The 26,076-nt window shown below is 67.8% G+C and carries 25 protein-coding genes and 1 tRNA gene; 18 read left to right on the top strand and 8 right to left on the bottom strand.

Annotation, left to right across the window (positions count from 1 at the left end):
- The first annotated feature begins 4 nt into the window (after positions 1-4).
- The 7 genes from AB0K15_RS13280 to AB0K15_RS13250 all read left to right on the top strand — a co-directional run bounded on the left by AB0K15_RS13280 (position 5) and on the right by AB0K15_RS13250 (position 8,444).
- Complete coding sequence (locus AB0K15_RS13280) at positions 5-1,627, top strand: ABC transporter substrate-binding protein (RefSeq protein ID WP_364049066.1); 1,623 nt, start codon at positions 5-7, stop codon at positions 1,625-1,627.
- Between the two features lie 95 nt (positions 1,628-1,722).
- A complete protein-coding gene (locus AB0K15_RS13275; protein ID WP_364049064.1) occupies positions 1,723-2,649 on the top strand; it encodes an ABC transporter permease in 927 nt (308 codons plus the stop codon).
- Complete coding sequence (locus AB0K15_RS13270) at positions 2,642-3,595, top strand: ABC transporter permease (protein ID WP_364049062.1); 954 nt, start codon at positions 2,642-2,644, stop codon at positions 3,593-3,595. Before AB0K15_RS13275 ends, AB0K15_RS13270 begins: the two co-directional genes overlap by 8 nt.
- Before the next feature lie 8 nt (positions 3,596-3,603).
- A complete protein-coding gene (locus AB0K15_RS13265; protein ID WP_364049060.1) occupies positions 3,604-4,605 on the top strand; it encodes an ABC transporter ATP-binding protein in 1,002 nt (333 codons plus the stop codon).
- Positions 4,598-5,596 carry a dipeptide ABC transporter ATP-binding protein gene (locus tag AB0K15_RS13260; protein ID WP_364049058.1) on the top strand — a complete coding sequence of 333 codons (999 nt, stop codon included), beginning with the start codon at positions 4,598-4,600 and terminating at the stop codon, positions 5,594-5,596. The genes AB0K15_RS13265 and AB0K15_RS13260 overlap by 8 nt, the downstream gene beginning before the upstream one ends.
- Positions 5,597-5,684: 88 nt before the next feature.
- On the top strand, positions 5,685-7,382 hold the full coding sequence (locus tag AB0K15_RS13255) for a S8 family serine peptidase (protein ID WP_364049056.1): 1,698 nt from the start codon (positions 5,685-5,687) through the stop codon (positions 7,380-7,382).
- 198 nt (positions 7,383-7,580) lie between these two features.
- Positions 7,581-8,444 carry an LLM class flavin-dependent oxidoreductase gene (locus AB0K15_RS13250; RefSeq protein ID WP_364049054.1) on the top strand — a complete coding sequence of 288 codons (864 nt, stop codon included), beginning with the start codon at positions 7,581-7,583 and terminating at the stop codon, positions 8,442-8,444.
- A gap of 28 nt (positions 8,445-8,472) precedes the next feature.
- On the opposite strand, the gene AB0K15_RS13245 is transcribed toward AB0K15_RS13250, so the two are convergent.
- Positions 8,473-9,957 (bottom strand): peptidase S10, encoded by a 1,485-nt coding sequence (locus AB0K15_RS13245; RefSeq protein WP_364049052.1) that lies wholly within the window; start codon positions 9,955-9,957, stop codon positions 8,473-8,475.
- A 40-nt stretch (positions 9,958-9,997) separates the two neighbouring features.
- Here AB0K15_RS13245 and AB0K15_RS13240 point away from each other — a divergent pair, with 40 nt between their 5' ends.
- The 3 genes from AB0K15_RS13240 (at position 9,998) to AB0K15_RS13230 (ending at position 12,750) form a co-directional block, all read left to right on the top strand.
- Positions 9,998-10,654, top strand: a complete 657-nt coding sequence (locus AB0K15_RS13240; RefSeq protein WP_364049050.1) for an endonuclease V — start codon at positions 9,998-10,000, stop codon at positions 10,652-10,654.
- Complete coding sequence (locus AB0K15_RS13235) at positions 10,654-11,340, top strand: uracil-DNA glycosylase (protein WP_364049048.1); 687 nt, start codon at positions 10,654-10,656, stop codon at positions 11,338-11,340. The genes AB0K15_RS13240 and AB0K15_RS13235 overlap by 1 nt, the downstream gene beginning before the upstream one ends.
- An 84-nt stretch (positions 11,341-11,424) precedes the next feature.
- Entirely contained in the window at positions 11,425-12,750 is a 1,326-nt protein-coding gene (locus AB0K15_RS13230; RefSeq protein WP_364049046.1) for an NAD(P)/FAD-dependent oxidoreductase, read from the top strand.
- A gap of 60 nt (positions 12,751-12,810) precedes the next feature.
- Here AB0K15_RS13230 and AB0K15_RS13225 read toward each other — a convergent pair whose 3' ends face one another.
- Positions 12,811-14,529, bottom strand: a complete 1,719-nt coding sequence (locus AB0K15_RS13225; RefSeq protein ID WP_364049044.1) for a multicopper oxidase domain-containing protein — start codon at positions 14,527-14,529, stop codon at positions 12,811-12,813.
- Between the two features lie 49 nt (positions 14,530-14,578).
- On the opposite strand from AB0K15_RS13225, the gene AB0K15_RS13220 reads away from it, so the two are divergent.
- From AB0K15_RS13220 to AB0K15_RS13205, 4 genes are all read left to right on the top strand, one after another.
- Entirely contained in the window at positions 14,579-15,190 is a 612-nt protein-coding gene (locus tag AB0K15_RS13220) for a helix-turn-helix domain-containing protein (RefSeq protein ID WP_364049042.1), read from the top strand.
- A gap of 31 nt (positions 15,191-15,221) precedes the next feature.
- Positions 15,222-15,298, top strand: a tRNA-Leu gene (locus tag AB0K15_RS13215).
- 92 nt (positions 15,299-15,390) lie between these two features.
- A complete protein-coding gene (locus tag AB0K15_RS13210) occupies positions 15,391-16,152 on the top strand; it encodes a hypothetical protein (RefSeq protein ID WP_364049040.1) in 762 nt (253 codons plus the stop codon).
- Positions 16,153-16,300: 148 nt separating this feature from the next.
- Positions 16,301-17,179 (top strand): hypothetical protein, encoded by an 879-nt coding sequence (locus AB0K15_RS13205; protein ID WP_364049038.1) that lies wholly within the window; start codon positions 16,301-16,303, stop codon positions 17,177-17,179.
- A 29-nt stretch (positions 17,180-17,208) separates the two neighbouring features.
- On the opposite strand, the gene AB0K15_RS13200 is transcribed toward AB0K15_RS13205, so the two are convergent.
- On the bottom strand, positions 17,209-17,460 hold the full coding sequence (locus AB0K15_RS13200; protein WP_364049036.1) for a hypothetical protein: 252 nt from the start codon (positions 17,458-17,460) through the stop codon (positions 17,209-17,211).
- Between the two features lie 280 nt (positions 17,461-17,740).
- Entirely contained in the window at positions 17,741-17,914 is a 174-nt protein-coding gene (locus tag AB0K15_RS13195; protein ID WP_364049034.1) for a hypothetical protein, read from the bottom strand.
- Positions 17,915-17,994: 80 nt separating this feature from the next.
- Between AB0K15_RS13195 and AB0K15_RS13190 the strand changes: the two genes are divergently transcribed.
- Positions 17,995-19,056 carry a hypothetical protein gene (locus AB0K15_RS13190; RefSeq protein WP_364049032.1) on the top strand — a complete coding sequence of 354 codons (1,062 nt, stop codon included), beginning with the start codon at positions 17,995-17,997 and terminating at the stop codon, positions 19,054-19,056.
- Complete coding sequence (locus tag AB0K15_RS13185) at positions 19,053-19,970, top strand: LuxR C-terminal-related transcriptional regulator (protein ID WP_364049030.1); 918 nt, start codon at positions 19,053-19,055, stop codon at positions 19,968-19,970. The genes AB0K15_RS13190 and AB0K15_RS13185 overlap by 4 nt, the downstream gene beginning before the upstream one ends.
- Positions 19,971-20,073: 103 nt before the next feature.
- Here the strand turns inward: AB0K15_RS13185 and AB0K15_RS13180 are convergent, their stop codons facing one another.
- Entirely contained in the window at positions 20,074-20,373 is a 300-nt protein-coding gene (locus tag AB0K15_RS13180; protein WP_364049028.1) for a hypothetical protein, read from the bottom strand.
- Positions 20,374-20,641: 268 nt separating this feature from the next.
- Here AB0K15_RS13180 and AB0K15_RS13175 point away from each other — a divergent pair, with 268 nt between their 5' ends.
- Positions 20,642-20,881: a three-helix bundle dimerization domain-containing protein gene (locus AB0K15_RS13175; protein ID WP_364049026.1), complete on the top strand. Its 240-nt coding sequence runs from the start codon at positions 20,642-20,644 to the stop codon at positions 20,879-20,881.
- Between the two features lie 273 nt (positions 20,882-21,154).
- Positions 21,155-21,526, top strand: a complete 372-nt coding sequence (locus tag AB0K15_RS13170) for a hypothetical protein (protein ID WP_364049024.1) — start codon at positions 21,155-21,157, stop codon at positions 21,524-21,526.
- A 92-nt stretch (positions 21,527-21,618) separates the two neighbouring features.
- On the opposite strand, the gene AB0K15_RS13165 is transcribed toward AB0K15_RS13170, so the two are convergent.
- Genes AB0K15_RS13165 through AB0K15_RS13155 form a run of 3 tightly spaced genes read right to left on the bottom strand, consistent with a single transcriptional unit; the run spans position 21,619 to position 25,994 of the window.
- Positions 21,619-22,137 carry a hypothetical protein gene (locus tag AB0K15_RS13165; protein WP_364049022.1) on the bottom strand — a complete coding sequence of 173 codons (519 nt, stop codon included), beginning with the start codon at positions 22,135-22,137 and terminating at the stop codon, positions 21,619-21,621.
- A gap of 40 nt (positions 22,138-22,177) precedes the next feature.
- A complete protein-coding gene (locus AB0K15_RS13160; RefSeq protein WP_364049020.1) occupies positions 22,178-22,618 on the bottom strand; it encodes a hypothetical protein in 441 nt (146 codons plus the stop codon).
- 25 nt (positions 22,619-22,643) lie between these two features.
- The gene (locus AB0K15_RS13155; RefSeq protein WP_364049018.1) at positions 22,644-25,994 is read right to left on the bottom strand and encodes an RHS repeat-associated core domain-containing protein; all 3,351 of its coding nucleotides are present in this window, start codon (positions 25,992-25,994) and stop codon (positions 22,644-22,646) included.
- Positions 25,995-26,076: the final 82 nt, after the last annotated feature.

Here is a 26,076-nt window from a genome sequence, read left to right as displayed (position 1 = left end):
GAACATGCGGCGTTCACGCAGGCTCTGGGGAGCCGCCGCGGTGGTGACAACCTTGTCATTGGTCCTTGCCGCGTGCGGTGGTGGCTCCAGCAGTAGCGGGTCGTCCGGTGAGGTGGATCCCAACGGGACCTTCACCGTCTACGGCACCGAGCCGCAGAACACGCTGATCCCCACGAACACCAACGAGCTGGGTGGCTCGAAGGCCGTCGACGCGATGTTCGCCGAGCTGGTCGCGTTCAAGGGTGACAACGCGCAGCCCTACAACCAGATGGCCGAGTCGATCACCACGACCGACTCCAAGGTCTTCGACATCAAGATCAAGCAGGGCTGGAAGTTCCACGACGGCACCGAGGTCAAGGCAAAGAACTTCGTCGACGCCTGGAACTACGGCGCCTACTCGCCCAACGGCCAGATCAACAGCACGTTCTTCGAGAACATCCAGGGCTACGACGACGTCCACCCGGCCGACGACAACGCCAAGCCGACCACGGACAAGATGTCCGGCCTGGTCGTGAAGGGCGACTACGAGTTCCAGGTGACGCTGAAGGCGCCGTTCTCGGTCTTCGCCACCAAGATCGGCTACACGGCCTTCGCGCCGCTGCCCGACGTGTTCTTCAAGGACCCCAAGGCTTTCGCGCAGCACCCGATCGGCAACGGTCCGATGAAGTTCGTCAGCCGCACGCCGAACGTCGACATCAAGCTGACGCGCAATGACGACTACAAGGGCCAGGACAAGGTCAAGTTCAAGGACCTGGACATCAAGATCTACGCGAGCCAGGAAACCGCGTACCAGGACCTGCTGAGCAACAAGCTCGACTTCATCGAGACGCTCCCGCCCTCGGCGCTGGCCGGCAGCAAGTACAAGACCGACCTCAAGGACAACCTGGTCACCGGTCACCTGCTCGGCATCAGCGCCATCGCCGTGCCGTACTACGTGCCCGGCTACGACAACCTCGACCTGCGCAAGGCCATCTCCATGGCGATCGACCGCACGCAGATCACCAAGACCGTCATGAACGACACCTACGTGCCGGCCGACGGCTACGTCTCGCAGGGCATCGAGGGCTACCGCCCGGCCGTGTGCGAGTTCTGCAAGTTCGACCCGGCCGCGGCCAAGGCGGCGTTCGCGAAGTCCGGCTTCAAGGGCAAGCTCACCATCGCCTCGAACGCCGACGGTGGCCGCAAGGAGCCGCTGGTGGCCGCGTGCAACAGCATCAAGAACGTGCTCGGCGTCGAGTGCGACTTCGTGCCGGCCACGGACTTCGGCCAGTGGCGCAGCATCGTGACGGGCCACAAGCTGACCGGCATGGGTCGTTCGGACTGGTCGGCCGACTACCCGTCGATCGAGGACTTCCTGAACCCGATCTACCGCACGGGTGCCTCGTCGAACGACTCGGTCTACTCCAACCCGGCCGTCGACCAGCTCCTGGAGCAGGCCGACTCCACGCCGGACAAGGACGCCGCGATCAAGATCTACCAGCAGGCCGAGGACGCCATCGCCAAGGACCTGCCCTCGATCCCGGTCTGGGACGAGAAGGGTGTGGCCGCGAAGTCCAAGCACACCAAGACCGTGACGCTCGACTTCCGCCGCCGCGCCGACTACTCGTCGGTCGAGGTCACCAAGTGACGCGCTGAGAAGACCTCCCAACACCAAGGCCGCCGCGGACCGTCTCAAAAGGACGGTCCGCGGCTCGCCCGGCGCGCACTCCTAGGAACTGACGCATGATTCGCTACGTCCTGCGACGCCTGCTCCAGCTGATCCCGGTGTTCTTCGGAACGACCTTCCTGATCTACGTGCTGGTGTGGGCCGTCCCGGGTGATCCCTTCTCGGGCAAGTGCGGCCAAACGGCCTGCCCCCAGGCCTACGTCGACCTGATGACCGAGAAGTTCCACCTGAACGACAACCTGATCCTCCAGTACCTCAAGTACCTCGGCAGCCTGTTCACGGGCGACTGGGGCGAGACCTTCAACGGCACCTCCGTCGGCGAGCTGATCGCCACCTCCTACCCGATCACGCTGCGCCTGGCGCTCGTCGCGGTGCTCATCGAGGCCGTGATCGGCCTGACCGCGGGTGTGCTGACCGGCCTGCGCGGCAGAGGTTTCCTCGACAACCTGGTGCTCGTCTCCACCACGTTCCTGATCTCGCTGCCGGTGTTCGTCACCGCGATCGTGCTGCAGCTCGTGCTGGGCACCGAGCTCGGCATCATCGACACGAGCGTGTCGGACGACCCGTCCTTCGGCGAGCTGATCGTGCCCGGCATCGCGCTGGGCAGCCTTTCGATGGCGTACGTCGCGCGGCTCACGAGAACGTCGATCGCGGAGAACCGCCACGCCGACTACATCCGCACGGCCATCGCGAAGGGCCAGCCCAACAGCCGCGTGGTCGGCGTGCACCTGCTGCGCAACTCGGTGATCCCGGTGCTGACGTTCCTCGGCACCGACCTGGGCGCGCTGATGGGCGGCGCGATCGTGACCGAGGGCGTGTTCAACATCAACGGCCTGGGCGGGCTCATCTTCCGCGGCATCCAGAACCGCGAGAGCGCCACCGTCGTGGGCGTCGTGGTGCTGCTCGTACTGGTGTACCTGCTGATGAGCCTGATCGTGGACCTGCTCTACGCCGTTCTCGACCCGAGGATCCGCTATGACTGACCCCAACCTCGTCGGAGGCACGGCTGTCGACGCGGCGGAGCTGTCGCGCGTCGACGACTCCGCCACCGAGACGAAGAAGCCCCGCAGCTTGTGGGGCGACGCGTGGCGCCAGCTGCGCCGCAAGCCGGCGTTCGTGATCTCCGCGGTGATCATCCTGCTGGTGGTGCTGATCGCGATCGCCCCGGGCCTGTTCTCCCACCGCGAAGCCGGGTTCAGCGACCTGACGAAGGCCAACCAGGGCCCGTCGTCCGAGGCCTGGTTCGGCTACGACAACCAGGGTTACGACGTCTACGCCCGCACCATCTACGGCGCCCGCGCGTCGCTGCTGGTCGGCGTGTTCGCGACGATCCTGACGGTGGTGTTCGGCTCGCTGGTCGGCATCCTCGCGGGCTACTACGGCCGCCTGATCGACAGCCTGCTCTCGCGGCTGGGCGACATCTTCGCCGGCCTGCCGTTCGTGCTCGGCGCGATCGTCATCCTCACCACGTTCAACGCGCCCGGCTCCAACCCCGGTGCCGTGACGATCATCGTGCAGGTGGTCTGCTCCATCGCGGTGTTGACCTGGCCGGTCGCGATGCGCATCATGCGCTCGGCGACGCTGGTCGCGAAGCAGCTCGACTACGTGAAGGCCGCCCGCGCGCTCGGCGCCAGCACGCCGCGCATCGTGTTCCGGCACCTGCTGCCCAACACGCTCGCGCCGGTGCTGGTCTACGCCACCATCGCGCTGGGCGCGGCCATCGGCGCCGAGGCGACGCTCGCGTACCTCGGCATCGGCGTGCGGCCGCCGGTGATCTCGTGGGGCGTGATGATCAGCGACTCGCGCGACTACTTCCGGGCCGACCCCCACATGCTCTTGTTCCCCGGTGCGTTCGTCACCATCACCGTGCTCGCGTTCGTGATGCTCGGTGACGGGATCCGCGACGCGCTCGACCCGAAGTCGAGGTAGCTCACCCGATGTCCGAACCAACGAACGAGCTGCTGCTCGAGGTCGAAGACCTCCAGGTGGAGTTCCGCACGTCCGACGGCGTCGCCAACGTGCTCAACGGCGTGAGCTACTCCGTGCACGCCGGCGAAACCCTTGCGGTGCTGGGTGAATCCGGTTCCGGCAAGAGCGTGACCGCGCAGACCATCATGGGCATCCTCGACATGCCGCCGGGCGTGATCACCGGTGGTTCGATCCGCTACCGAGGTGAGGACCTGCTCACGGCCACGCCCGAGCGGCGGCGCGAGCTGCGCGGCACCGAGATCGCGATGATCTTCCAGGACGCGCTCTCGGCGCTGAACCCCGTGTTCACCGTGGGGTTCCAGATCGAAGAACAGCTGCGCGTGCGCCAGGGCATGTCCAAACAGGACGCCCGCAAGCGCGCGATCGAGCTGCTGGACCTGGTGCGCATCCCCGCCGCCGCGCGGCGCGTGAAGGACTACCCGCACCAGTTCTCGGGCGGCATGCGCCAGCGCGCGATGATCGCGATGTCGCTGGCGCTCGACCCCGTGCTGCTGATCGCGGACGAGCCGACCACGGCACTCGACGTGACCGTGCAGGCCCAGATCATGGACCTGCTCGGCGAGATCCAGCGCGAACGGCAGATGGGGCTCGTTCTCATCACGCACGACCTCGGTGTGGTCGCGGAGGTCGCCGACCGGATCGCCGTGATGTACGCGGGCCGGATCGTGGAGCAGGCCGATGTGCACGAGCTGTTCAAATCGCCGGGCCACCCGTACACGGGTGCGCTGATGGATTCACTGCCGCGCCTGGACCTCAAGGGCCAGACGCTGGAGACGATCAAGGGGCTGCCGCCGAGCCTGCTCGACATCCCCTCGGGCTGTCCGTTCCACCCGCGGTGCAAGCGGGCGGAGCAACGCTGTTCGGAGGAACGGCCGTCGTTGCACAGCCTGGGTTTCGGCCGGGTCAGTGCGTGTCACTTCGCCGAAGAGGTGGTGGAAACCCGTGGCTGATCCGATTCTCCGCGTGCAGGAGCTGGTGAAGCACTTCCCGGTGCGCCAGGGCGTGCTGTTCAAGCGCACCATCGGGCACGTGAAGGCCGTCGACGGCGTCTCGTTCGACCTGGCGCCGGGCGAGACGCTCGGCGTGGTGGGCGAGTCGGGCTGCGGCAAGTCGACGCTCGCGCAGGTGCTGATGCGCCTGGAGGAGCCGACCGCGGGCGGGGCGACGTTCGAGGGCCGCGACATCTTCAAGCTGCGCGGCGCCGAGCTGCGGCGGCTGCGGCGCGAGATCCAGATCGTGCTGCAGGACCCGTACACGTCGCTGAACCCGAGGATGACGGTCGGCGACATCGTCGGCGAGCCGTTCGAGATCCACACCGAGGTCGCGCCCAAGGGTTCGCGCGCGCAGAAGGTGCGTGAGCTGCTGGAGGTGGTGGGGCTCAACCCCGAGCACATCAACCGCTACCCGCACCAGTTCTCGGGCGGGCAGCGCCAGCGCATCGGCATCGCGCGGGCGCTCGCGCTGCGGCCGAAGGTGATCATCTGCGACGAGCCGGTGTCCGCTTTGGACGTCTCCATCCAGGCGCAGGTGATGAACCTGCTCGGCGACCTGCAGACGGAGTTCGGGCTGTCGTACGTGTTCATCGCGCACGACCTGTCGGTGGTGCGCCACCTCGCCACGCGCGTGGCCGTGATGTACCTGGGCAAGATCGTGGAGATCGGCACCGAGGACGAGATCTACGAGCGGCCCTCGCACCCGTACACGCAGGCGCTGCTCTCGGCCGTGCCCGTGGCCGACCCGGAAGTGCGCGGGCAGCGGCAGATCATCCGGCTCGAGGGCGACCCGCCGAGCCCGCTCGACCCGCCGTCGGGCTGCCGGTTCCGCACGCGGTGCTGGAAGACGCAGGACATCTGCGCCACCGAGGACCCGGAGCTCTCGCCGCGCACCGACGGGCACCTCTCGGCGTGCCACTTCGCGGAAGCCCGGTCCGTGGTGCCCTGACTTTAGTCTGGTTCCTCCTTCTGACGATTGCTGCAACGTGTGTCCGGTATGTACGTTGCGGTGTCGGTTTTCGCGTTGAGGAGGACTCGTGAAAAGACCCAGACTGCTTCTCGCCGTATTGGCGGTACCCCTGCTCGGTGCGGCCTCGTTCGTTCCGGTCGCGTCGGCAGGGGTTTCCGGCCCGGTCACGGAGTACACGGTGCTGGCGCGTTCGGACGTCGGCGCCGCCGTGGCCGCGGTCGAGGCCGCCGGCGGGACGGTGGTGGCCCGGAACGACGCCGTCGGGCTGATCACGGCTTCGGCGCCGGCTTCGGGATTCGTCGCGCGGGTTTCGTCCAGCAGCGCGGTGTTCGGCGCGGCCCGGTCGAAGGCGATCGGGTCGGCGCCGCGGGACGGCAAGAAGGTGAAGCACAACGCGGTCGAGAAGGAGGGCCGGGGGAAGGCGTCGGGTTCCGGTTCCGGTCCGTCGGGGACCGATCCGCTGGACGACCAGCTCTGGGGCCTGAAGTCCACCCGGTCGGACCTCGCGCGCACCGTGCAGCCCGGTGACAAGCGCGTGAAGGTCGGTATCATCGACACCGGCGTCGACGCCAGTCACCCGGACATCGCGCCGAACTTCGACCGCGCCGACTCGCGCAACTTCACGCGGGACATCGTCGCGGACGTGAACGGCGCCGTGGTGGACGGCCCGTGTGAGTATCGCGGCTGCGTCGATCCCGTGGACCACGACGACAACGGTCACGGCACCCACGTCGCCGGCACGATCGGCGCGGCGGTGAACGGCTTCGGCGTCTCGGGCGTCGCGCCGGGCGTCTCGCTGGTCAACATCCGCGCCGGCCAGGACTCGGGTTTCTTCTTCCTCCAGCCGACTGTCGACGCGCTGACCTACGCCGGTGACGCGGGCATCGACGTGGTGAACATGAGCTTCTACACCGACCCGTGGCTCTACAACTGCCGCGCGAACCCGGCCGACTCCGCCGAGGAGCAGGCCGAGCAGCGCACCGTCATCGAGGCCACCACGCGGGCGCTGAACTACGCGCACCGCAAGGGCGTTTCGATGGTCGTCGCCCTCGGCAACGAGCACACGGACCTCGGCGCGCCGCAGCCCGACGCGACCAGCCCGGACTACCCGAGCACCTCGGCGCACCCGCGGCAGATCGACAACGCGTCCTGCCTGACGATGCCCACGGAAGGTCCGCACACGATCGGTGTCGCCGCTTTCGGTCCTTCGCAGGCGAAGGCGGACTACTCCAATTACGGCACCGAGCAGATCTCGGTTTCCGCGCCGGGCGGGTACTACCGGGACGGCTTCGGGACGCCTTGGTTCCAGAAGGTGGAGAACGAGATCCTGTCGGCCTACCCGCGCAACGTGGCGGTGGCCGAGGGGAACGTCGATGCGGCCGGGAACGTGACTCCGGCGGGGGTTGCCGCGGGTGTGCAGAAGGCCGTCGCTCGTGACGGCCGGGTCGGGTACTACCAGTGGCTCCAGGGGACTTCGATGGCCACGCCGCACGCCACCGGTGTCGCGGCGTTGATCGTTTCGGAGTACGGCAAGAAGTCGGGTTCCGGTTTTGGGATGGACCCGGACGCCGTGCAGCGCGTGCTGGAGGGGACGGCTTCGCCGATTGCCTGCCCGGTGCCCCGGACGGTGGATTACCTGAACGAGGGCCGCGACGAGTCGTTCACGGCCACCTGTGCGGGGGATGCCGCGTTCAACGGGTTCTACGGACATGGTGCGGTGGACGCTTACGCGGCTGTGACGCGTGGGGCGAAGTACGTGAAGTAGGTTCGGCCCGCCCCGCCCCAATGTGGCGTTGGTTGCGCCATCGATACCTGCCTGCCCATTCAGTGCACCCAATGTGGCGTTCGGTGCGTTCAGCGCACCGAACGCCACATTGGGGCGCTTGGTGGCCGAGGCGAGGCGAGCCGAGGCGAGCCGAAGCCGAGCGCTGCGGTGGCTGCCCGGGGGTTGCACACTGGCGGCATGAAGATCGGTATCGGAATTCCCAACACGGTGCCCGGCACGAGTGGGCCGTTGGTGCTCGAGTGGGCGCGCCGGGCGGAACGGCGCGGGTTCGCCTTCGTGTCCACGATCGGGCGCGTGGCGTACCCCTCGCTGGACTCGTTGACGGCGCTCGCCGGCGTGGCCGGGGCGACGAGCGGGATCGGGCTGGTCACCAACGCCGTGCTGGGGCCGACGTACCCGGACGCGGTGCTGGCGAAGGTGGCCGGCACCGTGGCGTCGCTGGCGGAAGGGCGGTTGACGCTCGGCCTCGGCGTGGGGGCGCGGGAGTCGGACTACCTGCCGGTGGAGCGGGAGTTCGCGGGGCGCGGGGCGGCGTTCGACCGGCAGTTGAGCTACCTCAAGCAGGCGTGGCGTGGTGAAGCGGTGGCCGAGGGGGATTTCCCGGGCGAGAAAAGGGCCGTAGTGCCGGAGCCGCCGGGGATTCCGATCCTGATCGGTGGGCACAGCAAGCGCGCGGTGCGGCGGACGGTGGAGCACGCGGCCGGGTGGACCGGCGCCGGTGGCGGGCCGGCGCGGGCGGAGCCGACGGTCAAGGAAATCCGCGACGCGTGGGCGGAAGCCGGCCGGGGAGGCGAGCCGCGGTTGCTCGGTCTGGCCTACTTCTCGGCGACTCAACCCGAGAGCGGCGACGAATACCTGCGCTCGTACTACGCCTACGCCGGAGACCACGCCGACACGATCGCCGACGGAGCGGTGCGGACGGCGGAGAAGATCAGGGCCATCGTGCGGGACTTCGAGGCGGCGGGGCTCAACGAGCTCACGTTCACGCCGACCGTCGCGGATCCGGACGAGGTCGACCGGCTGGCCGACCTCGTCCTCTAGACCGAAAGACCCGAAAGACCCGAAAAAATCAGCGGTTCGAAGCCGACTTCACGAACTTCCCCAGATCCTTCGACTGCTGGATCCGCGTCGGTTCGTGCACGTACATCATGTGCCCGGCCGGGTAGTAGGCCGTCTCGATGTTCTCGCGCAGTTCGTCCGGGATCTGCAGGTGGGCGAGCACGTGCTCGCTCGCGAAGTACGCCGTGGCGCCGTCGTAGTGACCGAACGCGACGTGGACCTTCAGGTGCGGGTTCGCGCGCATGGCGGCGCTCACGGAGTCCACAACGGACACGAACCGGCCCTCGAAGTCCTTGTACGACCACGCCTTGAAGACGTCGCCGGACAGGATCTCGTACGGCAGGTCGTTCTGGTAGCCGAGCTCGGCGCGGATGTAGTGGTTGAAGCCGGCCGAGTACGCGCCGATGATGCGCGAGATCGACGCGTCGTCGCTCATGTGCTCGCGGCCGCCGTCGACCTCCCACGTGGTGAAGCGGCCGTCCATGCGGCCGACGAGCAGGCCGCGGTCGCGCAGCAGCTCCGTGAAGAAGCGCACGTGCTCGATCCGCAGGTTCACCCGGTCCACATAGGACTCCGAAAGCCCCGTCAGCGAAGCCAGTGTGGCCACGGTCTCCGCGCGGTCCTGAGTGGACAGCCGAGCACCGCGGGCCAGGGCCCACGGCAGTTCCTTGGCCGCGAAGTCCTCGGCGTCGGCCAGGACGTCGTCGAGGGGGCGGTCGCCGTGGAAGCCGTGGTAGTGCGCGATGGCCGCGTAGGTGGGCACGTAGAGCGAGTACGGCAGGTCATTGCCCTCGTAGAACCGCAGCGTGCCCATGTCGAGCACCGACGAGATGAGCAGCAAGCCGTTGAGGTACAGGCCGTAGCGCTCCTGCAGGTGCCCGGCCAGCGCGGCCGCGCGCAGGGTGCCGTACGACTCGCCGGCCAGGAACTTCGGCGACAGCCAGCGCTCGTTGCGCGAGACCCACAGGCGGATGATCTCGGCGACCGACTCGATGTCGCCCTGGAACCCGGTGTAGTCCTTCGACTCGCCGCCCTCGGTCACGCGCGAGTAGCCCGTGGAGACCGGGTCGATGAACACGAGGTCGCTGTGCTGGAGCAGCGTCTCGGCGTTGTCCTCGAGACCGTACGGCGGCGGGACCAGGTCGTCGACGTCACCCGAGAGCACCCGCCGCGGGCCCAGCAGGCCCATGTGCAGCCAGATGCTGGACGAGCCGGGGCCGCCGTTGAACGCGAACGTGACCGGGCGCGTGCCCGGGTCGGCGTCGTCGAGCGTGTACGAGGTGAGGAAGACCTCGGCCTTGGGCTTGTGGCCCTCCGACTTCCCGTCCTTCAGTACCTCCTGGCGCAGCACCACGCGCCCGGCCTGCGCGGTGTAGGCCAGTTTGCGGCGTTTGACCGTCAGTGTGTGGTGCGTGGTCACGAGGTCGTCGACGGGCTCCGGCGGCTTCTCCGCGTTGGCCGGCTTTTCGGGGGTCTCTTCGGTGGTGTCCGACATGGACCCAACCTAGCCAACCCGGCTGTGGAAAGCTGGCGGAATGCGCTGGCCCGCTACGATTCCCGCGGCCCGCGCGGCCCAGGACGCGCTCCGCGGCCGCGTGGACCTCACCGACGCCTGCCCGGCGCCGGCGACGGTGACCGGCCTCGACGTCGCCTACGACCCGGCCGGCACGCGCATCGCCGCCGCCGCGGTGACGCTCGCCCTCGACGATCTGCGCGTGGTCGAGGAACGCGTGGTCACGGGCGAGGTCACCTTCCCGTACGAGCCGGGCCTGTTCGCCTTCCGCGAGCTGCCGCCGCTGCTCGACGCCGTCGCGGGGCTCACGCACCCGCCGGAGGTGTTCGCCTGCGACGGACACGGCCTCGCCCACCCGCGGCGCTTCGGGCTCGCGTGCCACCTCGGGGTGCTGACGGGGATCCCGGCCTTCGGCGTCGGCAAGACGCGGCTCGTCGGCACGCACGCGGAGCCCGGCCCGGAACCCGGCGACACCGCGCCACTGCTGGACGGCGGCGAGCAGCTCGGCGCCGTCGTGCGAACGCGGCCCGGGGTGAAACCGGTTTACGTGTCCGCGGGCCACTTGATCAGCCTCGACCACGCCTGCCGGCTCACGCTCGCGTTGACCCCGCGCTACCGCCTGCCCGAGACGACGCGGGCGGCCGATCACCTGTGCCGCGCGGCTCTGGCCGGCCGCTGATGGACTCCCTCGCCGACCTCGACGCCGCCGTCACCGAGTGCCGGGCGTGCCCGAGGCTGGTGGCGTGGCGAGAAAAGGTGGCGGTCACCAAACGCGCTGCCTACGCCGGTGACGAGTACTGGGCCAAGCCGGTGCCCGGCTTCGGGCCGGCGGACGCGGCACTGGCCGTGGTCGGGCTCGCGCCCTCGGCGCACGGCGGCAACCGCACCGGCCGGATGTTCACCGGGGACCCGTCGGGCGATTTCCTCTTCCGCGTGCTGCACGAGGTGGGGCTGGCCTCGCAGCCGACGTCGGTGGACCGGTCGGACGGCCTCACCCTCCGCGGCACCCGCCTCGTCTCACCCGTCCGCTGCGCGCCGCCCGAGAACAAGCCGACGCCGGCCGAGCGCGACACCTGCCGCCACTGGCTCGCCGACGAGCTGCGGCTGCTGCGCCCGACTTTGAAGGCCGTCGTGGTGCTCGGCGCGTTCGGCTGGCAGGCGCTGCTGCCGGTGCTCGCCGAGGCGGCCCTGCCAGTGCCGTCGCCGAGGCCGGCGTTCGGGCACGGGATCGTCGTCGAGGTCGGTGACTTACAGCTGCACGGCTGCTACCACGTGTCACCCCGTAATGTCCAGACGGGCCGTGTGACTCACGCGATGGTGTGTGACGTGATCACCTCCGCGGCCAGGGCCGGAGGCCTCTTCTGAATCGTTACCGCCTGCATGGCGACGCTGGTCACAGCGGGGCGGGGTACCCGAGCGATACGGCTCGGCAAGTGCGACTATGGAGACATGGCTGTTAAGTCGGAACCGACTCGGATCCTGATCCTCGGTGGTGGATACGTCGGCCTGTACACCGCGTACGGGCTCCAGAAGATGCTGCGCGCCAACGAGGCCTCCGTGACCGTCGTTGACCCTCAGCCGCACATGACCTACGCGCCCTTCCTGCCCGAGGCGGCGGCCGGCGCGATCGAACCCCGGCACGTGGTGGTGCCCCTGCGCCGCGTGCTCAAGCGCTGCCACGTTCTCACCGCGCGCGTGACGAAGATCGAGAACGACCGCAAGGCCGTCACGGTCGAGGCCGCCGACGGCCACATCGAGACGCTGAACTACGACGTGCTCGTGGTCGCGCTCGGTGCCGTCGCCCGCATCCTCCCGATCCCGGGCCTGGCGGAGGAGGGCATCGCCTTCAAGACCATCGGCGAGGCCATCTACCTGCGCAACCACATCATGACCAAGCTCGACGAGGCGGCCAGCACGCTCGACCCCGAGCTGCGCAAGCGCCTGCTGACCTTCACGGTCGTCGGCGGCGGCTTCGCCGGCATCGAGGCGCTGGCCGAGCTCGAGGACATGACCCGGTTCGCGGTGGAGAACTACTACCCGAACATCAAGCCCGCCGACATCCGCTGGGTGCTCGTCGAGGCCGCCGGGCGGATCCTGCCCGAGGTCCGCGAGACGCTCGGCGTGTACACCGTGCAGCAGCTGGAGAAGCGCGGCATCGAGGTCTACCTGTCGACGGCGGCGAAGTCGTTCGAAAACGGCCACGTCGTGCTGTCGGACGGCACCGAGTTCGACACCGACACGCTCATCTGGACGGCCGGTGTGAAGGCCAACCCGGTGCTCGCCGGCTCCGACCTGCCGCTCGACAAGCGCGGCCGCGTCGAGGCCACGGCCGCGATGCAGGTCGTCGGCCACCCCGAGGTGTGGACGGCGGGCGACAACGCCGCCATCCCCGACCTCTCGCGCACCGAGCAGGACCCGACGGCGACGTGCCCGCCCAACGCGCAGCACGCCGTGCGCCAGGCGACGCTGCTGGCCAAGAACATCATCAAGGTCCTGCGCGGTGGCCAGCCGAAGGACTACTTCCACAAGAACCTGGGTGCGGTCGCCAGCCTCGGCCTGCACAAGGGTGTCGCCGACGCGCTGAACCTGAAGATCAAGGGCTTCCCGGCCTGGCTCTTCCACCGCGCGTACCACCTCAAGGCGATGCCGACGTGGAACCGCAAGATCCGCATCCTGTTCGACTGGATGCTCGGCGGCCTGTTCCGCCGTGAGGTGATCTCGCTCGGGCAGATCAACAACCCGAAGGAAGAGTTCGCCCGGGTTTCGAAGGGCTGAGTTTGTTTTTCCGCCGAAGCCGGACCTCCTGTCGGGAGGTCCGGCTTCGGTCGTTTTCGGCTACCGGACGAGGCGGTAGCGGGCCATCATGCAGTCGTCTTCGTGGTCGAGGATGTGGCAGTGCCAGACGTAGCCCTGGAGGTCCATGTCCATGTCGTGGTGGGACATCGCGGTTCCGGCCGGGGTGAACGTCGCGTCCGGGTCGAAGCCGAGCTCGTCGGCCGTCGGGAAGTGCACGAGGAAGCGCGTGACCGTGTTCTGCGGGCAGTTCACGGTGTCCTTCGGACCCGCCTCCCACGGCGCGGGCGGCTGGGGCGCGCCGAGGAGGAAGTCGTCCGGGGGCGGCGCCCACTCCGTGTGCATCGGCGGGCGCGGGTTCGCCAGTGAGTAGGCGACGGGGTCGAACATCTGCCGGTTGAGCAGGTGCAGGTTCACCAGGTGCAGGTGCACGGGGTGGTCCTCGACGGTGAGGTTCACGACTTCCCACAGCTCCGTGGTGCCCTGGCGCGGCATCGCGATCGGGTCGTCCTCGAAGCACAGGTTGTTGAGCGACATGCCGACCGGCGGCCAGCGCGTGAGCTTGAGGTCCTGGGTGAGCGTGACGACGCGGCGGTGGTCGGGCGCCGACGGCTTTTTCGTGACGCGCAGGCGGGTCGGCAGCGCCTGCCGGTGCCCTTTCGCGCCGGTGCTGGTGAAGCGGACGACATCGGGCAGCGGCTGCGCGCCCGTGACGAGGGCGATGAGGGCGGCTTCGCGCTGGTCGTTGACGAGGTCGACGTGTTCGCCCTTTTCGAGGTCCGCGAAGTCGACCACGAGGTCAGCGCGCTCGCCGGGCGTGAGGCGGACGTCGGTGGTGACAACAGGGGCGTCGAGCAGGCCGGCGTCGTTGCCGATCACGTGGAACGGGCGGCGGTCGCTGAAGAACAGGTGGTAGGCGCGGAAGTTCGACGCGTTGAGCACCCGGAACCGGTACTGGCCGCGGGCGACGTTCGTGTACGGCGAGACCTTGCCGTTGACCGTCATGCGGTCGCCGATCTGGCCGCCGTCCCAGTGACCCTGCGGGACGAGGGTGAGGGTGCGGTAGTTGAGCGAGCCGTCGGCGTGGAAGCGCCGGTCGGCCAGGATCAGCGGCAGCTCGAACTCGCCGCTGGGCAGGCGCCACGCGTTGGTGCGCTCGCCGGTGTCGCCTTCGTCACGCAGGAGGTAGAGGCCCGCGAGTCCCGCGTGGACGTTCAGGCGCGTGAGGCCCATGCCGTGGTCGTGGTACCAGAGGCCGGCGGCGGGCTGGCGGTTTTCGTGGCGGTAGGTGCGGTGTTCGCCGGGGAGGAAGACGTCCATGGGATGGCCGTCCATCTCGGGCGGCGTGACGGCGCCGTGCAGGTGGACCGAAGTGTGGGGTCGGGTGCGGCTTTCCTCGGAGGCGCCGTCGAGCGTGGGGTCGACGTCTTTCGCGAAGAGGTGCTTGCCCAGGTTGTTGTCGAAGGTCAGCTCGAGGCGCTCGTTCGTGTGGGCCTCGATGGTGGGCCCGAGGTACTCGGCGCCGCCGTAGGACCAGGTGGGCGCGGGGGCGAGGTCGCGGTGGAAGCGGTGGGTGGACTCGGCCATGGCGAGGCGGTGGTCGCCGCGGAGGGTCTGCGGGATCGGCAGCTCGTCGACGTAGGGCGGGAGGTCGGGCGAGGGAAAGGTGCGGAGGTCTACCTCGGTTCGTGCTCTGGCCGGAATTGCCGCGGTGGCGGCGGTCGCTTTGAACAGCCGTCGACGGGAGATGCCTTCTGCCATGGGAGTTCCTGTCCAAATGATAGTGAACTATCAGTTGGTAGTGTAGGGCATGTCCCCACAGCCGCTGCGTGCTGACGCCGCCCGCAACGCCCGCCGCATCGTCGACGCGGCCTACTCGGTCTTCGCCGCCGGCGGCGTCACCGTGCCGATGGAGGAGATCGCCGACGCGGCCGGTGTCGGGGTCGCGACGTTGTACCGGCGGTTTCCCCACAAGCAGGACCTGGTGCGCGCGGTACTGGAGGCGCGGTTCGACGAGGTGATCGCGCCGGTGTTGGCCCGGGCCGCCTCCTTGGACGATCCGCGGGAGGGCGTTTACGTCGCGCTGGAGGCCGCCGTGGGTCTGGCCGCCGCCGAGCAGCCCCTGTTCGCCGCGGCGAACAACGTGGGCGCGCTGACGATGGACCTGGCTTGGCGCTTCTTCTCTCCGGTGGCCGCCCTGGTCGCCTCCGGCCAGGCCACGGGGACCTTCCGCGCGGACCTCGTACCGGACGACGTCCCGCGCCTGGTGTTGATGCTGGTCGGAACGCTGCCGTCCTTCCCCGCTACCGCTTCCGACGGCTGGCGGCGATACCTGGACCTGCTGATGGACGCACTCGCCCCGGCCGGCGCTTCGGAGCTGTCGCCGGCGTCCGCTGTGGCGGATCACACGCCGCGCATCTGACGGGCCCCAGGGGCCCCGCTAAAGTGTTCGTGCCCCCGTAGCCCAATTGGCAGAGGCAGTCGACTTAAAATCGACCCAGTGCGGGTTCGAACCCCGTCGGGGGCACCACGCAGACCATCATCGCGTGACGAGCCCGCTCTGACCGGCACTCTGGTCATCGAAGACATATATGACCTCGCGTCGATGCGCGGGAGGTCATGATGGGCACCTCGTCGAGTGTGACCAGGTTCGTGACCACGGTGATGGGCATCGTGATCGGACTGACCTTCCTTTTCGGGTTCGGGAACGTTTTGGCGTTGGCTCTCAGGATCGGTGTCCCCTCGTACGTGGCCCCGCTCGTGGCTCCGGCCGTTGACCTGACGGTCCTCGGGTTGCTGGTGGGTACCCGCCACCTCGCTCTTCACGGTGCTCCGGGCCACGTTGTGCAGCCGGCCCGGCGTTTGCTGCTCGCGGCCAGCGCTGTGACCCTTGCGTTGAACGTCGCCGATCCCGTCTGTGCGGAGCGATGGGACAAGGCGGCATTCGACGCGGTCGGACCGCTGCTGCTAATCGGCTGGGCGGAAGTGGGACCGGTCTTGCTGTGCGGCCTCCAGGACGTCGAGGTGCGGGCGGAGACGCCGGGGCTAGCTAGAGCTGCGGTGACCACGCCAGATCGGATCGTGAGCACCGCCACTGAGATGGCCGCCCAGCACTCGCCGAAACCGTCGATTTCAACGGCCGCTGCCTCGAGCGAGTCAGGCGGTGCGAAGCCAGGTCGCCGTGTGCAGCCTGATGGCGCGAAGCTGGAGCGAGCCCGCATCCTGAACGCCGAGCACTGGACAACACACCGGCGTCCGATCTCTGCGGAGACGCTGCGAAAGCAGCTGGGGGTCGGAACTACGACCGCACGGTCGCTCTGTGCGACCGTGCGTTCCGAGGTGCTGCCCCAAGCGCTACGGACCTCTGCCGGCGAAGAAAGTTAGTCATTGCAAGTCTGGCGCCGACATAAGCGGCAAGGCCGAGCTCATTTGCAGTCTTGGACGCGTGTCACCCTCAGGAGCAGGTCTCCTTAAGCGGAGCACACTCCGGGCGTCGCCGCGAGGCCTCGGCGTTTGGTGCGACACTGGAAGTGTGACCCTCTCTCTAGACCAGACCTGGCTTGATCCACAAACGTCGTGGAACGCGAAGCTGGAGCGTGCACGGGAGCATCTGCATGCATTGCGAATGCAGGTGAATGAGTACCGGGCCTCGGAACCGTACGCGGTGAAGCCTGAATCCACGGACGTGCCCGAAAGGCTAGCGTATCGACTTCATATATGGCGACCGCAACCGATCATGATCAGCACGACAGTTGGCGATATTCTGCACAATCTCCGCGCGTCCCTGGAGAGTGTGGCGTTTGAGCTAGCCCGCCGAAGCCACGGCGGCATGCTAACGCCGGCACAAGAGGGGAAGTCGACGTTTCCGATCAAGAAGATCCCGGCTGATTTTGAAGATTTCTTCAGGCAACGTAAAGACCTTTATAGTGATCATGCTCGTAGTTCATTTCATGCGTTCCAGCCGTTCGTGGAGCTGGAACGGGCCCATGCGCACGGCGTTGCCACAGGGAAGGAGATCGGCTCCGATTCAGAATGGCACCTCCTCTACAGGCTTGATAAGCTCTGGAACATCGACAAGCGTCGGCGACTGATACCGGGAGTATGGTGGCCCGAGATGTTCTGGTGGGGAAGTAATGGGGAATCCAAAAGGCGCATGAGTCGCGGTGATGGAACATCGGAGCATGGCTCGATCTTGTTCTACATAGAGGGCGCAGATGCGGGTATGGGTGATATTGTCATGCACGAGTTCAATCTTGTTCTAAGGGATGACCCAGCGTTCGCTCTTGCCAAGGATGTGACACAGGACGTGGTCGAGCTAATGGAGCAGTTCACTAATCACGTCGATTCAATTATCCGGCAGATCGCGTGGGGGATTACTTCCACCTCCGGTAATGATGGAACACGTGTTTGATTCCAGTAAGCAGAAGCGGCACGTGCCGTTTACGCGGTGGCACACGAGTAGCAAATGCCGATGGGTCGGCGGTCGCGCGCCGCGGCGCTTGGCGGCGTTGCCTTGGTAAATGGAGTCGACTTCGACGCCGCGGTGGCCATGCCCCAAGGTTTGGCCGGATCGCCTTCGAGTAGCACGAGCTTGAGTGGCGGCTTGGTAGCGGCGAAGTTGATGTGGCCGAGACGTCGTTTTGTGGGCGCGGTGCCGAGCAGCTTCGAGTAGAACTCGATCGATTCTTGCAAGTCTCCCGCCCGCGGTGTGAGCTGGACTCGCGTTACAGAGACGCGCAACAGGGCTTCTGCCTCGCTGAGCGCCTGAGGCTCAGCTTGTTCAGCCGAGGTACCTCAGGCTGTGACGTGCTGCATCCGCGGGTTGACGTCGTCGGTGCTGGCGCGGGAAATGAGCGGGCGTAGAGACTGCCCGCGGTCGATCGCGTCAGACTATCCACCGAATAGTGCATAAGTCGTGCGAAGTATTCGAGCTCGATCCCCTACGCCTCTGCTGGTGGCCATAAATAATGACTCATTCTTCGGCGGACTTCTCGGCGCGGGCGAAGTTCCGGACTTCGTCGCGCAAACGCAGCAAGACGTCGGCGTTGTGAAGCAGAACGCTGGGTTCGTAGGTATGGGTCACCTTCAGCCTCGAGAATTTGTCGAGCACCTCCTCATCGGTTAGCTGGGCCAGCCATGCCGACACCTGTTGGTCATTTGGGGAGCCGTCCGTCTGGTGAATGAGGTCAACCAGGTCAATCCGAACTGATGCGGCACCGACGCGTTGTGCGTGGCGACGTCGCCCGGTTCGCCAGAGCGACGCTGGGCAGATCGGTGCCGCCCGAGCGGTCCGTCGAGATCCACGCGGCCACCGCCGGGGTGCCGCGGTTGGCGGCTCGGCGCGTCGAGGCGGCGAATGTCGACGAATTGGTCGGCGGCTTGCGTGCCGAGCTGGCCGCGCTCGGGGAATCGGAGCTGGCCTATCTCATCGCGGCCGGTGCCGGGGCCGGGCGCGACCTTGAACTGCTCGCGGTCGCAGTGCAGCGCCCGATCGCCGACGTCTCCGCGGTGATCGCCCGGGTTCGGGCCGCCGGAATGCTGGCCGCAGACGATGCAGTGCCTCCGATCGTGCTGCGGGCGGTCCGCGACTACGTCGGCCCGGACCGGCTTGGGCTGGTGCTCCTCAAGATGGTGAAACACGGCCTGGCCGGCGGACAACCCGTGCTGGCGCCGATCCGGGAACTCCTGCGGCTCGGTGCCACCGGCGTGGTGGTGCGGGCTGGGCTCGAAGCGGCCGCCGAGGAAGTGCTCGACGATGATCCGGTGCTGGCCGCCGACCTCTACGCGGCGGCCGTCCGCGACGGCGCGCCCCGCGCGCGACTTGCACCGGGCTGGAGCCGAGCGGCGATGTTGGCCCAGCGGTTCGACGTCGCCCTTCAGCTGGGCAACGAGCTGCTCTCCGCCGCCGATCCGGCCGCCCGGACCCGCGGCGCCCTCGTGTCCGGCGCGATCATCGCGCAGCGCGGCGACCTGGCCCGTGGCGGAGAACTTCTGCGCTGGTCCGCCGAGCCCAGCGCACAGCCGCTCGCCGACCTGGCCGCGCTCGCGCTGGGCGAGAGCATCACACCGGAGAGGGAGTCCGCGCCTGTGTCTGCGTGCGGGCACCTCACCGGGCAGATGCTCAAGGGAATCACCGAGTCGCTCTCCGCTCGCCCCGAGGTCGGGTTGGCGACCTTGCTGGCCGCGGCCGATTCGGCCGGCGGGACCGTGTTGCCGGATTCGGCTGCGACCCTTGCCGCGCTGGTGGCGCTGCACTCGGGCGAGTTCGACCTGGCTCGCGGTGTTTGAGCCGGGCTCCTCGGACTGACCGCCACCTGCTGCTGCTCGGCTGGACCGCGCTGCTGTGCGGAGACCTCGCCTCCGCCGAAGCACAGCAGGCCGCGCTGCGCGGCGACCTGTCGCCCCGCGACGACCTCTTCCGGCACGCCCTGCGCCTTGGGCTGGCGCGGCGGGCCGGCACCCCGGACACCGTTGCCAGGCACTGGCGAGCCGCCTACGAAGCCCTGATGCGCCAGCCCTTGGACCTGTTCAGCCTGCTCCCGCTGGGTGAACTGCTCGTGGCCGCGGCCCGGGTGGGGGAGGGCTTCCGCGTCGCCGCGCACCGTGACCGAGCCGCGGCTCTGCTCGAGCGCCACGGCAATCCTCCACTGTGGACGGTGTGGCTCACGTGGTCGGGGTTCCACGGCGCCATCACGGCCGGAAACCACGACACCGCCCGCGAAGCACTGCGAGAATTTCCGGTGGCCGGCCGGTTCGCGGGGGTGCTCGCCGCTGCTGGTGAGCAGTGGCTGGTCGTCCTGGATCATCAGGTCAACGTCGGCGTTGTGCTCGCAGCTGCGGAGCGGCTGCACCGCGCCGGACTTCGGTGGGATGCCGGCCGGCTCGCCGGGCAGGCCGCGATCCGGGTGACCGACCGCACCGAGATGCTGACCCTTCTCCGCGCCGCCAGACGATTCGCCAGTACCAGCGGCGCGGCCGGCGCGGAGCCGTCCTCAGCCGAGCCGCCCACCCTCACCCCGCGCGAACGCGACATCGGCCGCCTCGTGGTCGACGGCCACACCTACCGCGAGATCGGCGTGTTGTTGCACATCTCCGGCAAGACCGTGGAGCACCACATGGTACGGATCCGCACCAAGCTCGGGGTGAGCAACCGGCGCAGCATCGAACCGCTGCTCGCGGGAATTCTGAACACCCCCAACTGATCGGAGAAGGCCATCGCTTGCCCCGCATCACCGCGGCGAAGGCGCGCGGCGCCTGCACCACGTCGGCCACCGGGCGCTCGAGCTCCGGCCTCCGCCGACCAGGTCACCGAGCGTGCGGGCCGGTGACCATGGGCGAGGCGGCCGGCCTGGGTTCGTCGTCGTGGTCGAGCTCGTTGACCCAACTGCACACCATCGCCCACATCGCCGGCTGGGCCCCGCGAGCGTGATCGACGAGGCGATCGCCGGACCACAGCATCGCGGCGACGATGCCGGGCCGAACCGGAGTCAGGCCGATTCGCCACAGAGCTCCCCGCCGCTCGGCCTGCCATTCGGCCGTGACCCACTGACCGCTGGTCTGGTGGCGGATGATGTTCCATTCTGAATCGCCGGCCAACTGGTCCACGGCCCATGGCGGCTCCGCCCGCCGGGTGTGCCGGTGCTCGATGCGGGGGGTCGTTCTCGATGCCCATCAGTTTCCTCGGGGTCGCACGTTTTCAAATCGCGTCGCAAACTCTTACAGGTCGGCCCGCCTGCCGAGCGCGCCTTGACTCTCCAACCGCATAGCAGTGCACGATGCCAGCCCGTTTGTTCATCTGTCGTTCACTTTTTCAGTGCGCTATGAACCCACTGGCAGACCGGTGCATGCACGCCGCACCGGACCGGAGGCAACAGTGGACGCACACACGATGGACTCCATTGCGTCCGAGCAACTGGACACCCAGTTCACCCATCTGGAGAACCGGCTCGCGCGCAACTTCACCGCGCTCGACTCCTCAGTGGTACGCGACCAGATCGCGCGGGAGCGCTCCCGCTTCGCCCACGCGCGGATCCACGCCTACCTGCCCATCCTCGTCGAACGCGCGACCAGGCCCAAGCTGGAACAACTTCAGGACGAACGCCGCGGCTTGTAACGGCGCGGCCGCGCCCCTGGCCGGCCGCGGATCCTGCCCCTCAACCGGCGGCCCTAGGAAACCAGCGCTATTCAGGTACCGAGGCCGTCATCACTGGCAGCCATTACTGCGCACCTCGCCGGTGGCCGTGGCACCGGCGCGACACAAGTCGGAGGACAACAATGACCATCAACGTTCCCAGCGAAGCACGCGCCGATGAAGCGCGGACGGTCGAGGAGAAGATCGACATGCCGCCGACTGTTCGCCGACGCACCGGAGGTGGGCAAGACGGCGATGGAGAACGTGCTCAGGCGGCTGACGTCGGTCCGTGTCGCAGCAGCCGCCACCGCCGGTGGAAAGCGTCGGCCGGGTGGGGAGCCGGCTCGGCAAGGTCTCCGAACTGACGATCATCGTCCCTTCACGCCCGGCGGAGCGCAGCGGCTGCGCGCGTTCCTGAGCCCGTTCGGCGGCAACCTCGCCGGGGCAGACGATGCGGGCACCGTCCACGACATGCGTTTCGTGTTCCTCGAAAACGACACGAAAATGCTGTTCGCCACCGCTGCCGGAGTTCGCCGCGCATCCGCGTCGCTGTCAGCGCGGCCACCGCCCGCAACCCGAACATCCAGGCGAATGCGGAGGCTACAAGCAACGGCGCCGCGATCCTGAAGAACGACTTCCGAGGCGTTGCCAAGGCGGTCCACGAAGCTGCCGTCAACCGCCGACGATCAGCTTCGAACCGTCGTCGACAGCAGCCACCGTCAAGTCGGCTTTTTCGAGTCGAGTCGCGGCTGGCGTCGGGATTGTGGCCGCAGGGCGAACGCGCCGGTGCCTGCTGCGGTGTTCAGCGCGATGGAGATCGCGGCGAACAGCCTCCGGTTCTCGGCCTGGGCGTGGAGGTATTCGCTGGCACTGATCGGGTAGTCGCCGTCGCGGGTGTCCATGAGGTAGCCGCCTGGGGTGATCTCAGGGGCGCCGGCGGGCGCTCGCGGGCCGGTGAGTACAGCGACGATGGCCGCGCCCGCGATGACGAGCGGAGCACCCCACCGCAGCATGGCAGGAAGCAGCCGCAACAGGCGGGGCGCGATCGTCGCCACAGGCAACTCGGAACGACGGAGCGCAACTGCCGCAAACACAATCCCGACCACTGGAAAGATCCCGACGAGAGCGGTGAACAACACCGGCAATGGCAGATGTGGCGCGCCCGGGAGGAATGAGTCGACGAGAACTGCAAGAGAGGCGACCACCGCGAGCGCGCACCACAGGGCGATTATGCGCACGACAGGTCCTCGTTGTCGGTTCGTGTGGCGGATTCTTTGTTCACGTGCGGGCTTTCTTTGGTCGCGGGATGCCGTCGCCGATGCGAATGTCCCAGCCAATGCCGAAGAGGCCGCCGTTGTTCGGATTGATGATCCGGACGGTGACTCCGTGGGCTGTCGCGTGGGTGTCGAGAGCGTCGAGCAGGATACGCCGCGAGTTCGAGCCAACCCACGCGGTTGCCGCGGAGGTCGGGGACAGTGTCCCGTCGGCGAGCTCGAACGCGATGCCGTGCTTGCGGCCATACGTACCGAGCCCGATCGGCAGCGTGGCGGCGACCTCGTCCGCGGCGGTGATGCGGGCGCCCCAACGTTTGATCGTCACGACGGCGGAGAGGGTCGTGGTGCCAGGCGATGCGCCGAAGTGCGGCGCCATGGCGACCAGTTTCACCGCGAGCGCACTGGGGCCGAGGCACATGCCCAAGGCCACGAGCCTCGAGCCCACGGGCCGGACAGTCGTCATTGCTGGTTCACCCACCGAGTATTAGCCACGTGTAGGTGGGGCCGGTCCAAAAACCCGCCCCCAAGCCGACAGCGAGACCGAGCACGTTGACGAAGCCGTCGTCTGAGGGCCCCCACGAATCGGAGACACCAAACGGTCCGAGGCCGGATCCGGAAGTAGACCCGAAGCCCCTTGTGAGATCACTGATCTTCTTGGCGTTCGAGGTGAACCCTGTCAGGCCGAATTCGCCGCTGACGCCGAGAACGATCCCGCAGCTTCCCGTCACTCCGATGCTGGATCCCGTGGCCGCGAGGCAGATGTTGCCGGTGACCCCAACGCCTACCGCGAGAGTGCCGCCCAAGCAGACGCCGCTGGTGCCTTGGCTGAAGGGATGGGCTTGGTTCCAGGTCGCGTCCGCGCACCCGAGGCCGTCCTCGTTGATTCGTGGGCAGCGGTTGGGGTCCGGCGTTTGGGTGGGTGCTTTGCAGTCGCGGGCGATCAGGGCTGGGTCGTGCTTTTCCTGCGCGTACGTGCAGAGGCTGGCCAGTCCTCCGGGATCGCTGGCGTTGACGGGGTTGTCGCCGGCGTAGGCGTAGGCCGCATGCGTGGTGTCGACGTCGGGGTCGACAGTGAGGAACGTGGCGGTGGTGGGGTCGTAGTAGCGGGCGTGCAGGTAGAGGAATCCGGATTCGCTATCGAGGTACTGGCCGGTGTACTGCAGCGAGGTGGTTGCGGTCCCGGTGTGGGAGGGCGTGCCGTAGGGGCTGTAGGCGTAGGTCGCGCCGACGGTTCCGGTGTTGGTCAGCAGGGCGATGGTGGAGCCGATGTTGTTGTGGACGAACCAGTTGGCGCCCGTGGGTCCGGTTTGTTCGATCGGTAGTCCGTCAGGGCCGTAGAGGTAGGCCGTCGTGCCGTCGAAGAGCAGGTTCGGGGTACTCGACCCGTCCCACGTAAAGGCGGTCGTCGAGGTCGCTGTGGTTTTCGAGGCGCGTTGTCCGAGCCCGTCGTAGCGGTAGGTGGCGGTTCCGGCGGGGCCGGTGAAGGTGGTGAGGTGGCCCGCCTGGTCGTAGGCCTCGGTCGTGGCGGGGCCTGACGCTGGGGTGGCGGCTGTGCGCTGGGCTTGGGTGTTGTACGTGTACCCGGTGGCGCCGGTCGGTGCTGTGGTGCAGGCTGGGTTGGGGGTGGTTCCGGTTGGGAGTGTCCAGCAGAGCTGTCCGGCGGGGTCGAAGGTCTGGGTGGCGGTGCCGACGGTGGTCGGGTTGTCGGCTGGGTCGGTGCCGTATCCGGCGGTGTTGCCTGCTGTGGTGACGCTGGAGAGCTGTTCACGGCTGGAGTAGCCGTACGTTTTGCTCGTGGCGCCGGTGCTTTCGGTGGTGAGCTGTCCGAGTGGGTCTCGGTCGAAGGTCTGGGTGACGTCGGTGGTGCTTCCGGTGGTGGCGACGGTGGTGTGCAGTCGGTCTGCGGTGTCATAGCCGTTGGTGACGGTGGCGCCGTTGGGGTAAGTCGTCGTCAGCACGTCGCTGTCGCGGGTGTAGCCGAAGGTGGTGGCGTTGCCGGCAGTGTCAGTGACGCTTGTGAGCCGGTTGGCCGGATCGAATGCGCGGGCCACGGCGGCGCTTTGGCCGGGGTAGGTGATCGCGTTCTGGTTTCCGGCATCGTCGTAGCCGTAGGTGACGGTGGAACCGGAGCCTTGTTGGCTTTCGGTCACTTCGCCGAACGCATTGTAGGTCCAGGTGGAGGTGCCCGTGCCGTCGGTCATGTCGACCCGTTGGCCGGCGGGGTCGTAGTCATAGGTCACGCCGGGGGTGGCGCCGTCGGAGTAGGAGACGGACGCGAGTTCACCGGCCAGGTCGTAGCCCATGGTGGTGGTGCGGCCGGCGGCGTCGACGATGGTGTGGACGCGTCCGGCGTGGTCGAGGTTGGTGGTGATCGTCCGGTTGTCGGGGTCGGTACGGGTGTGGCTGCGGCCTTGGCCGTCGTAGCCGAACGAGGTCCGGGCGCCGACTCCGTCGATCGTGTCGGCAATGGTGCCGTCAGGGTTGTAGTCGGTTTTCCGGGTGCTGTTGTCCGGCATGGTTGTTGTTGTCATGCGGTCGGCCGGATCGTACGTGTAGGTGGTGGCGTGGTTGTTCGCGTCGGTGGCAGAAGTCTTGTTGCCATCGCTGTCGTAGGTGTTCTTGGTGGTGTGCCCGAGTGCGTCGGTCGTCTGCAGCAGTTGCCCTTTGGCATTGAGGGTGAAGGTCGTGCAGCCGGTGGCGGGGGGTGCGCAACTCGGTGTGACGCCGGCGGCGGTGCCGTTCGGGTCGACGCTGGAGGTGCGCTGGCCGGTGTTGGTGTCGTACCCGTACTTCGTGGTGTCGCCGAGGGGGTCGGAGCTGGAGGTGTTGTCTCCGTATGCGTCGTATGTCTCGGTGGTGGTGTTGTTGCGCGGGTCGGTTGTCCGGGTGCGGTCGGCGGGATGGGCGGGGTCGTCGTAGTGGTAGGTGACGGTGCGGACCGGTTCGGTTCCGAAGTTGCCGGTGGTGGACTCGACGACGTTGTCGACCTGGGTGGTCGTGGTGGAGGTGAGGTCTCGGATTCCGTTTGCGGAGGCGGGGATTTGCCCTGCTTGGTCGTACTGATTGACCGTGGCGATCCCGTTCGGGTCGATGGTTTCGATCACGTTGCCGGCGTCGTCGTAGGAGTAGTTCGTGGTGTAGCCGAGCGCGTTCGACTCTGACGACTTGTTGCCGTGGTCGTCGTAGGTGAACGTCTCGAAGCCGCCGTCGGGATCGGTCTGGGTGGACACTCCGAGCGTCACAGGATCATAGGTGTACGAGCTGGTTCCGGCATCGGACGTACCGTAGCCGTGGGTCTCGGAGACGAGCAGGCCGTTCTGGTACGTGTCGAGGGTCTTGTGCCCGGAGGGATCGGTGACGAGAACCTGCCCTGCGGAGAGTCCGCCGTCCGGCCCATAGGTGAAGGTGGTGACGTCGCCGTCGGCGTCGGTCTGGGTGTGCACGCGTTCGGCCGTGTCGTAGACCATGGTCGTCGCCGCGCCTGCGGGGCCGCCGAAGTTGTTCGGGCTGCGCATCGAGGTCATCAGGTGATGGCCGTCGTAGGTGTATTGGGTGTGGTCATCATCGGCACGTGTGGGCGTGCGCGTGGTTCCGACGCCGTAGACGTCGGTGAGGTCACCCGCGGCGTTGTAGCCGTAGTCGACTTGGCGCCCGGCGCTGTCGATGAGGCCGATGATGTGGTTGCCGCTCCAGGTCAGGGTGTAGGTGCGATGGCCCGGGTCGGTAACGGTCGAGAGGTGCCCACCGGAGTCGTAGGCCAGCGTGGTCTGGTAGGTCGGGGTCGCTTTGCTGCCGGCGAGGTCGGTCTTGGGGTGTGTCAAGGTTCTTGGACGGTCCTCGGTGGGTTGCCTCAGGCCGCGCTCGCGGTGAGGTGATCACGGTAGGCCTCGACCGGGGTGCGGT

Source organism: Amycolatopsis sp. NPDC049253, from assembly GCF_040678995.1.
GTDB lineage: Bacteria > Actinomycetota > Actinomycetes > Mycobacteriales > Pseudonocardiaceae > Amycolatopsis.
The sequence above is the reverse complement of the archived record's forward strand: the minus strand, read 5'-3'. Positions and strand labels throughout refer to the sequence as shown.

What these genes read in the sequence shown, in the direction of transcription:
- AB0K15_RS13280 (WP_364049066.1), top strand. Translation starts at nt 5, where the DNA reads ATGCGGCGTTCACGCAGGCTCTGGGGAGCCGCCGCGGTGGTGACAACC.
- AB0K15_RS13275 (WP_364049064.1), top strand. Translation starts at nt 1,723, where the DNA reads ATGATTCGCTACGTCCTGCGACGCCTGCTCCAGCTGATCCCGGTGTTC.
- AB0K15_RS13270 (WP_364049062.1), top strand. Translation starts at nt 2,642, where the DNA reads ATGACTGACCCCAACCTCGTCGGAGGCACGGCTGTCGACGCGGCGGAG.
- AB0K15_RS13265 (WP_364049060.1), top strand. Translation starts at nt 3,604, where the DNA reads ATGTCCGAACCAACGAACGAGCTGCTGCTCGAGGTCGAAGACCTCCAG.
- AB0K15_RS13250 (WP_364049054.1), top strand. Translation starts at nt 7,581, where the DNA reads ATGAAGATCGGTATCGGAATTCCCAACACGGTGCCCGGCACGAGTGGG.
- AB0K15_RS13245 (WP_364049052.1), bottom strand. Translation starts at nt 9,957, where the DNA reads ATGTCGGACACCACCGAAGAGACCCCCGAAAAGCCGGCCAACGCGGAG.
- AB0K15_RS13240 (WP_364049050.1), top strand. Translation starts at nt 9,998, where the DNA reads ATGCGCTGGCCCGCTACGATTCCCGCGGCCCGCGCGGCCCAGGACGCG.
- AB0K15_RS13235 (WP_364049048.1), top strand. Translation starts at nt 10,654, where the DNA reads ATGGACTCCCTCGCCGACCTCGACGCCGCCGTCACCGAGTGCCGGGCG.
- AB0K15_RS13230 (WP_364049046.1), top strand. Translation starts at nt 11,425, where the DNA reads ATGGCTGTTAAGTCGGAACCGACTCGGATCCTGATCCTCGGTGGTGGA.
- AB0K15_RS13225 (WP_364049044.1), bottom strand. Translation starts at nt 14,529, where the DNA reads ATGGCAGAAGGCATCTCCCGTCGACGGCTGTTCAAAGCGACCGCCGCC.
- AB0K15_RS13220 (WP_364049042.1), top strand. Translation starts at nt 14,579, where the DNA reads ATGTCCCCACAGCCGCTGCGTGCTGACGCCGCCCGCAACGCCCGCCGC.
- AB0K15_RS13210 (WP_364049040.1), top strand. Translation starts at nt 15,391, where the DNA reads ATGGGCACCTCGTCGAGTGTGACCAGGTTCGTGACCACGGTGATGGGC.
- AB0K15_RS13170 (WP_364049024.1), top strand. Translation starts at nt 21,155, where the DNA reads ATGGAGAACGTGCTCAGGCGGCTGACGTCGGTCCGTGTCGCAGCAGCC.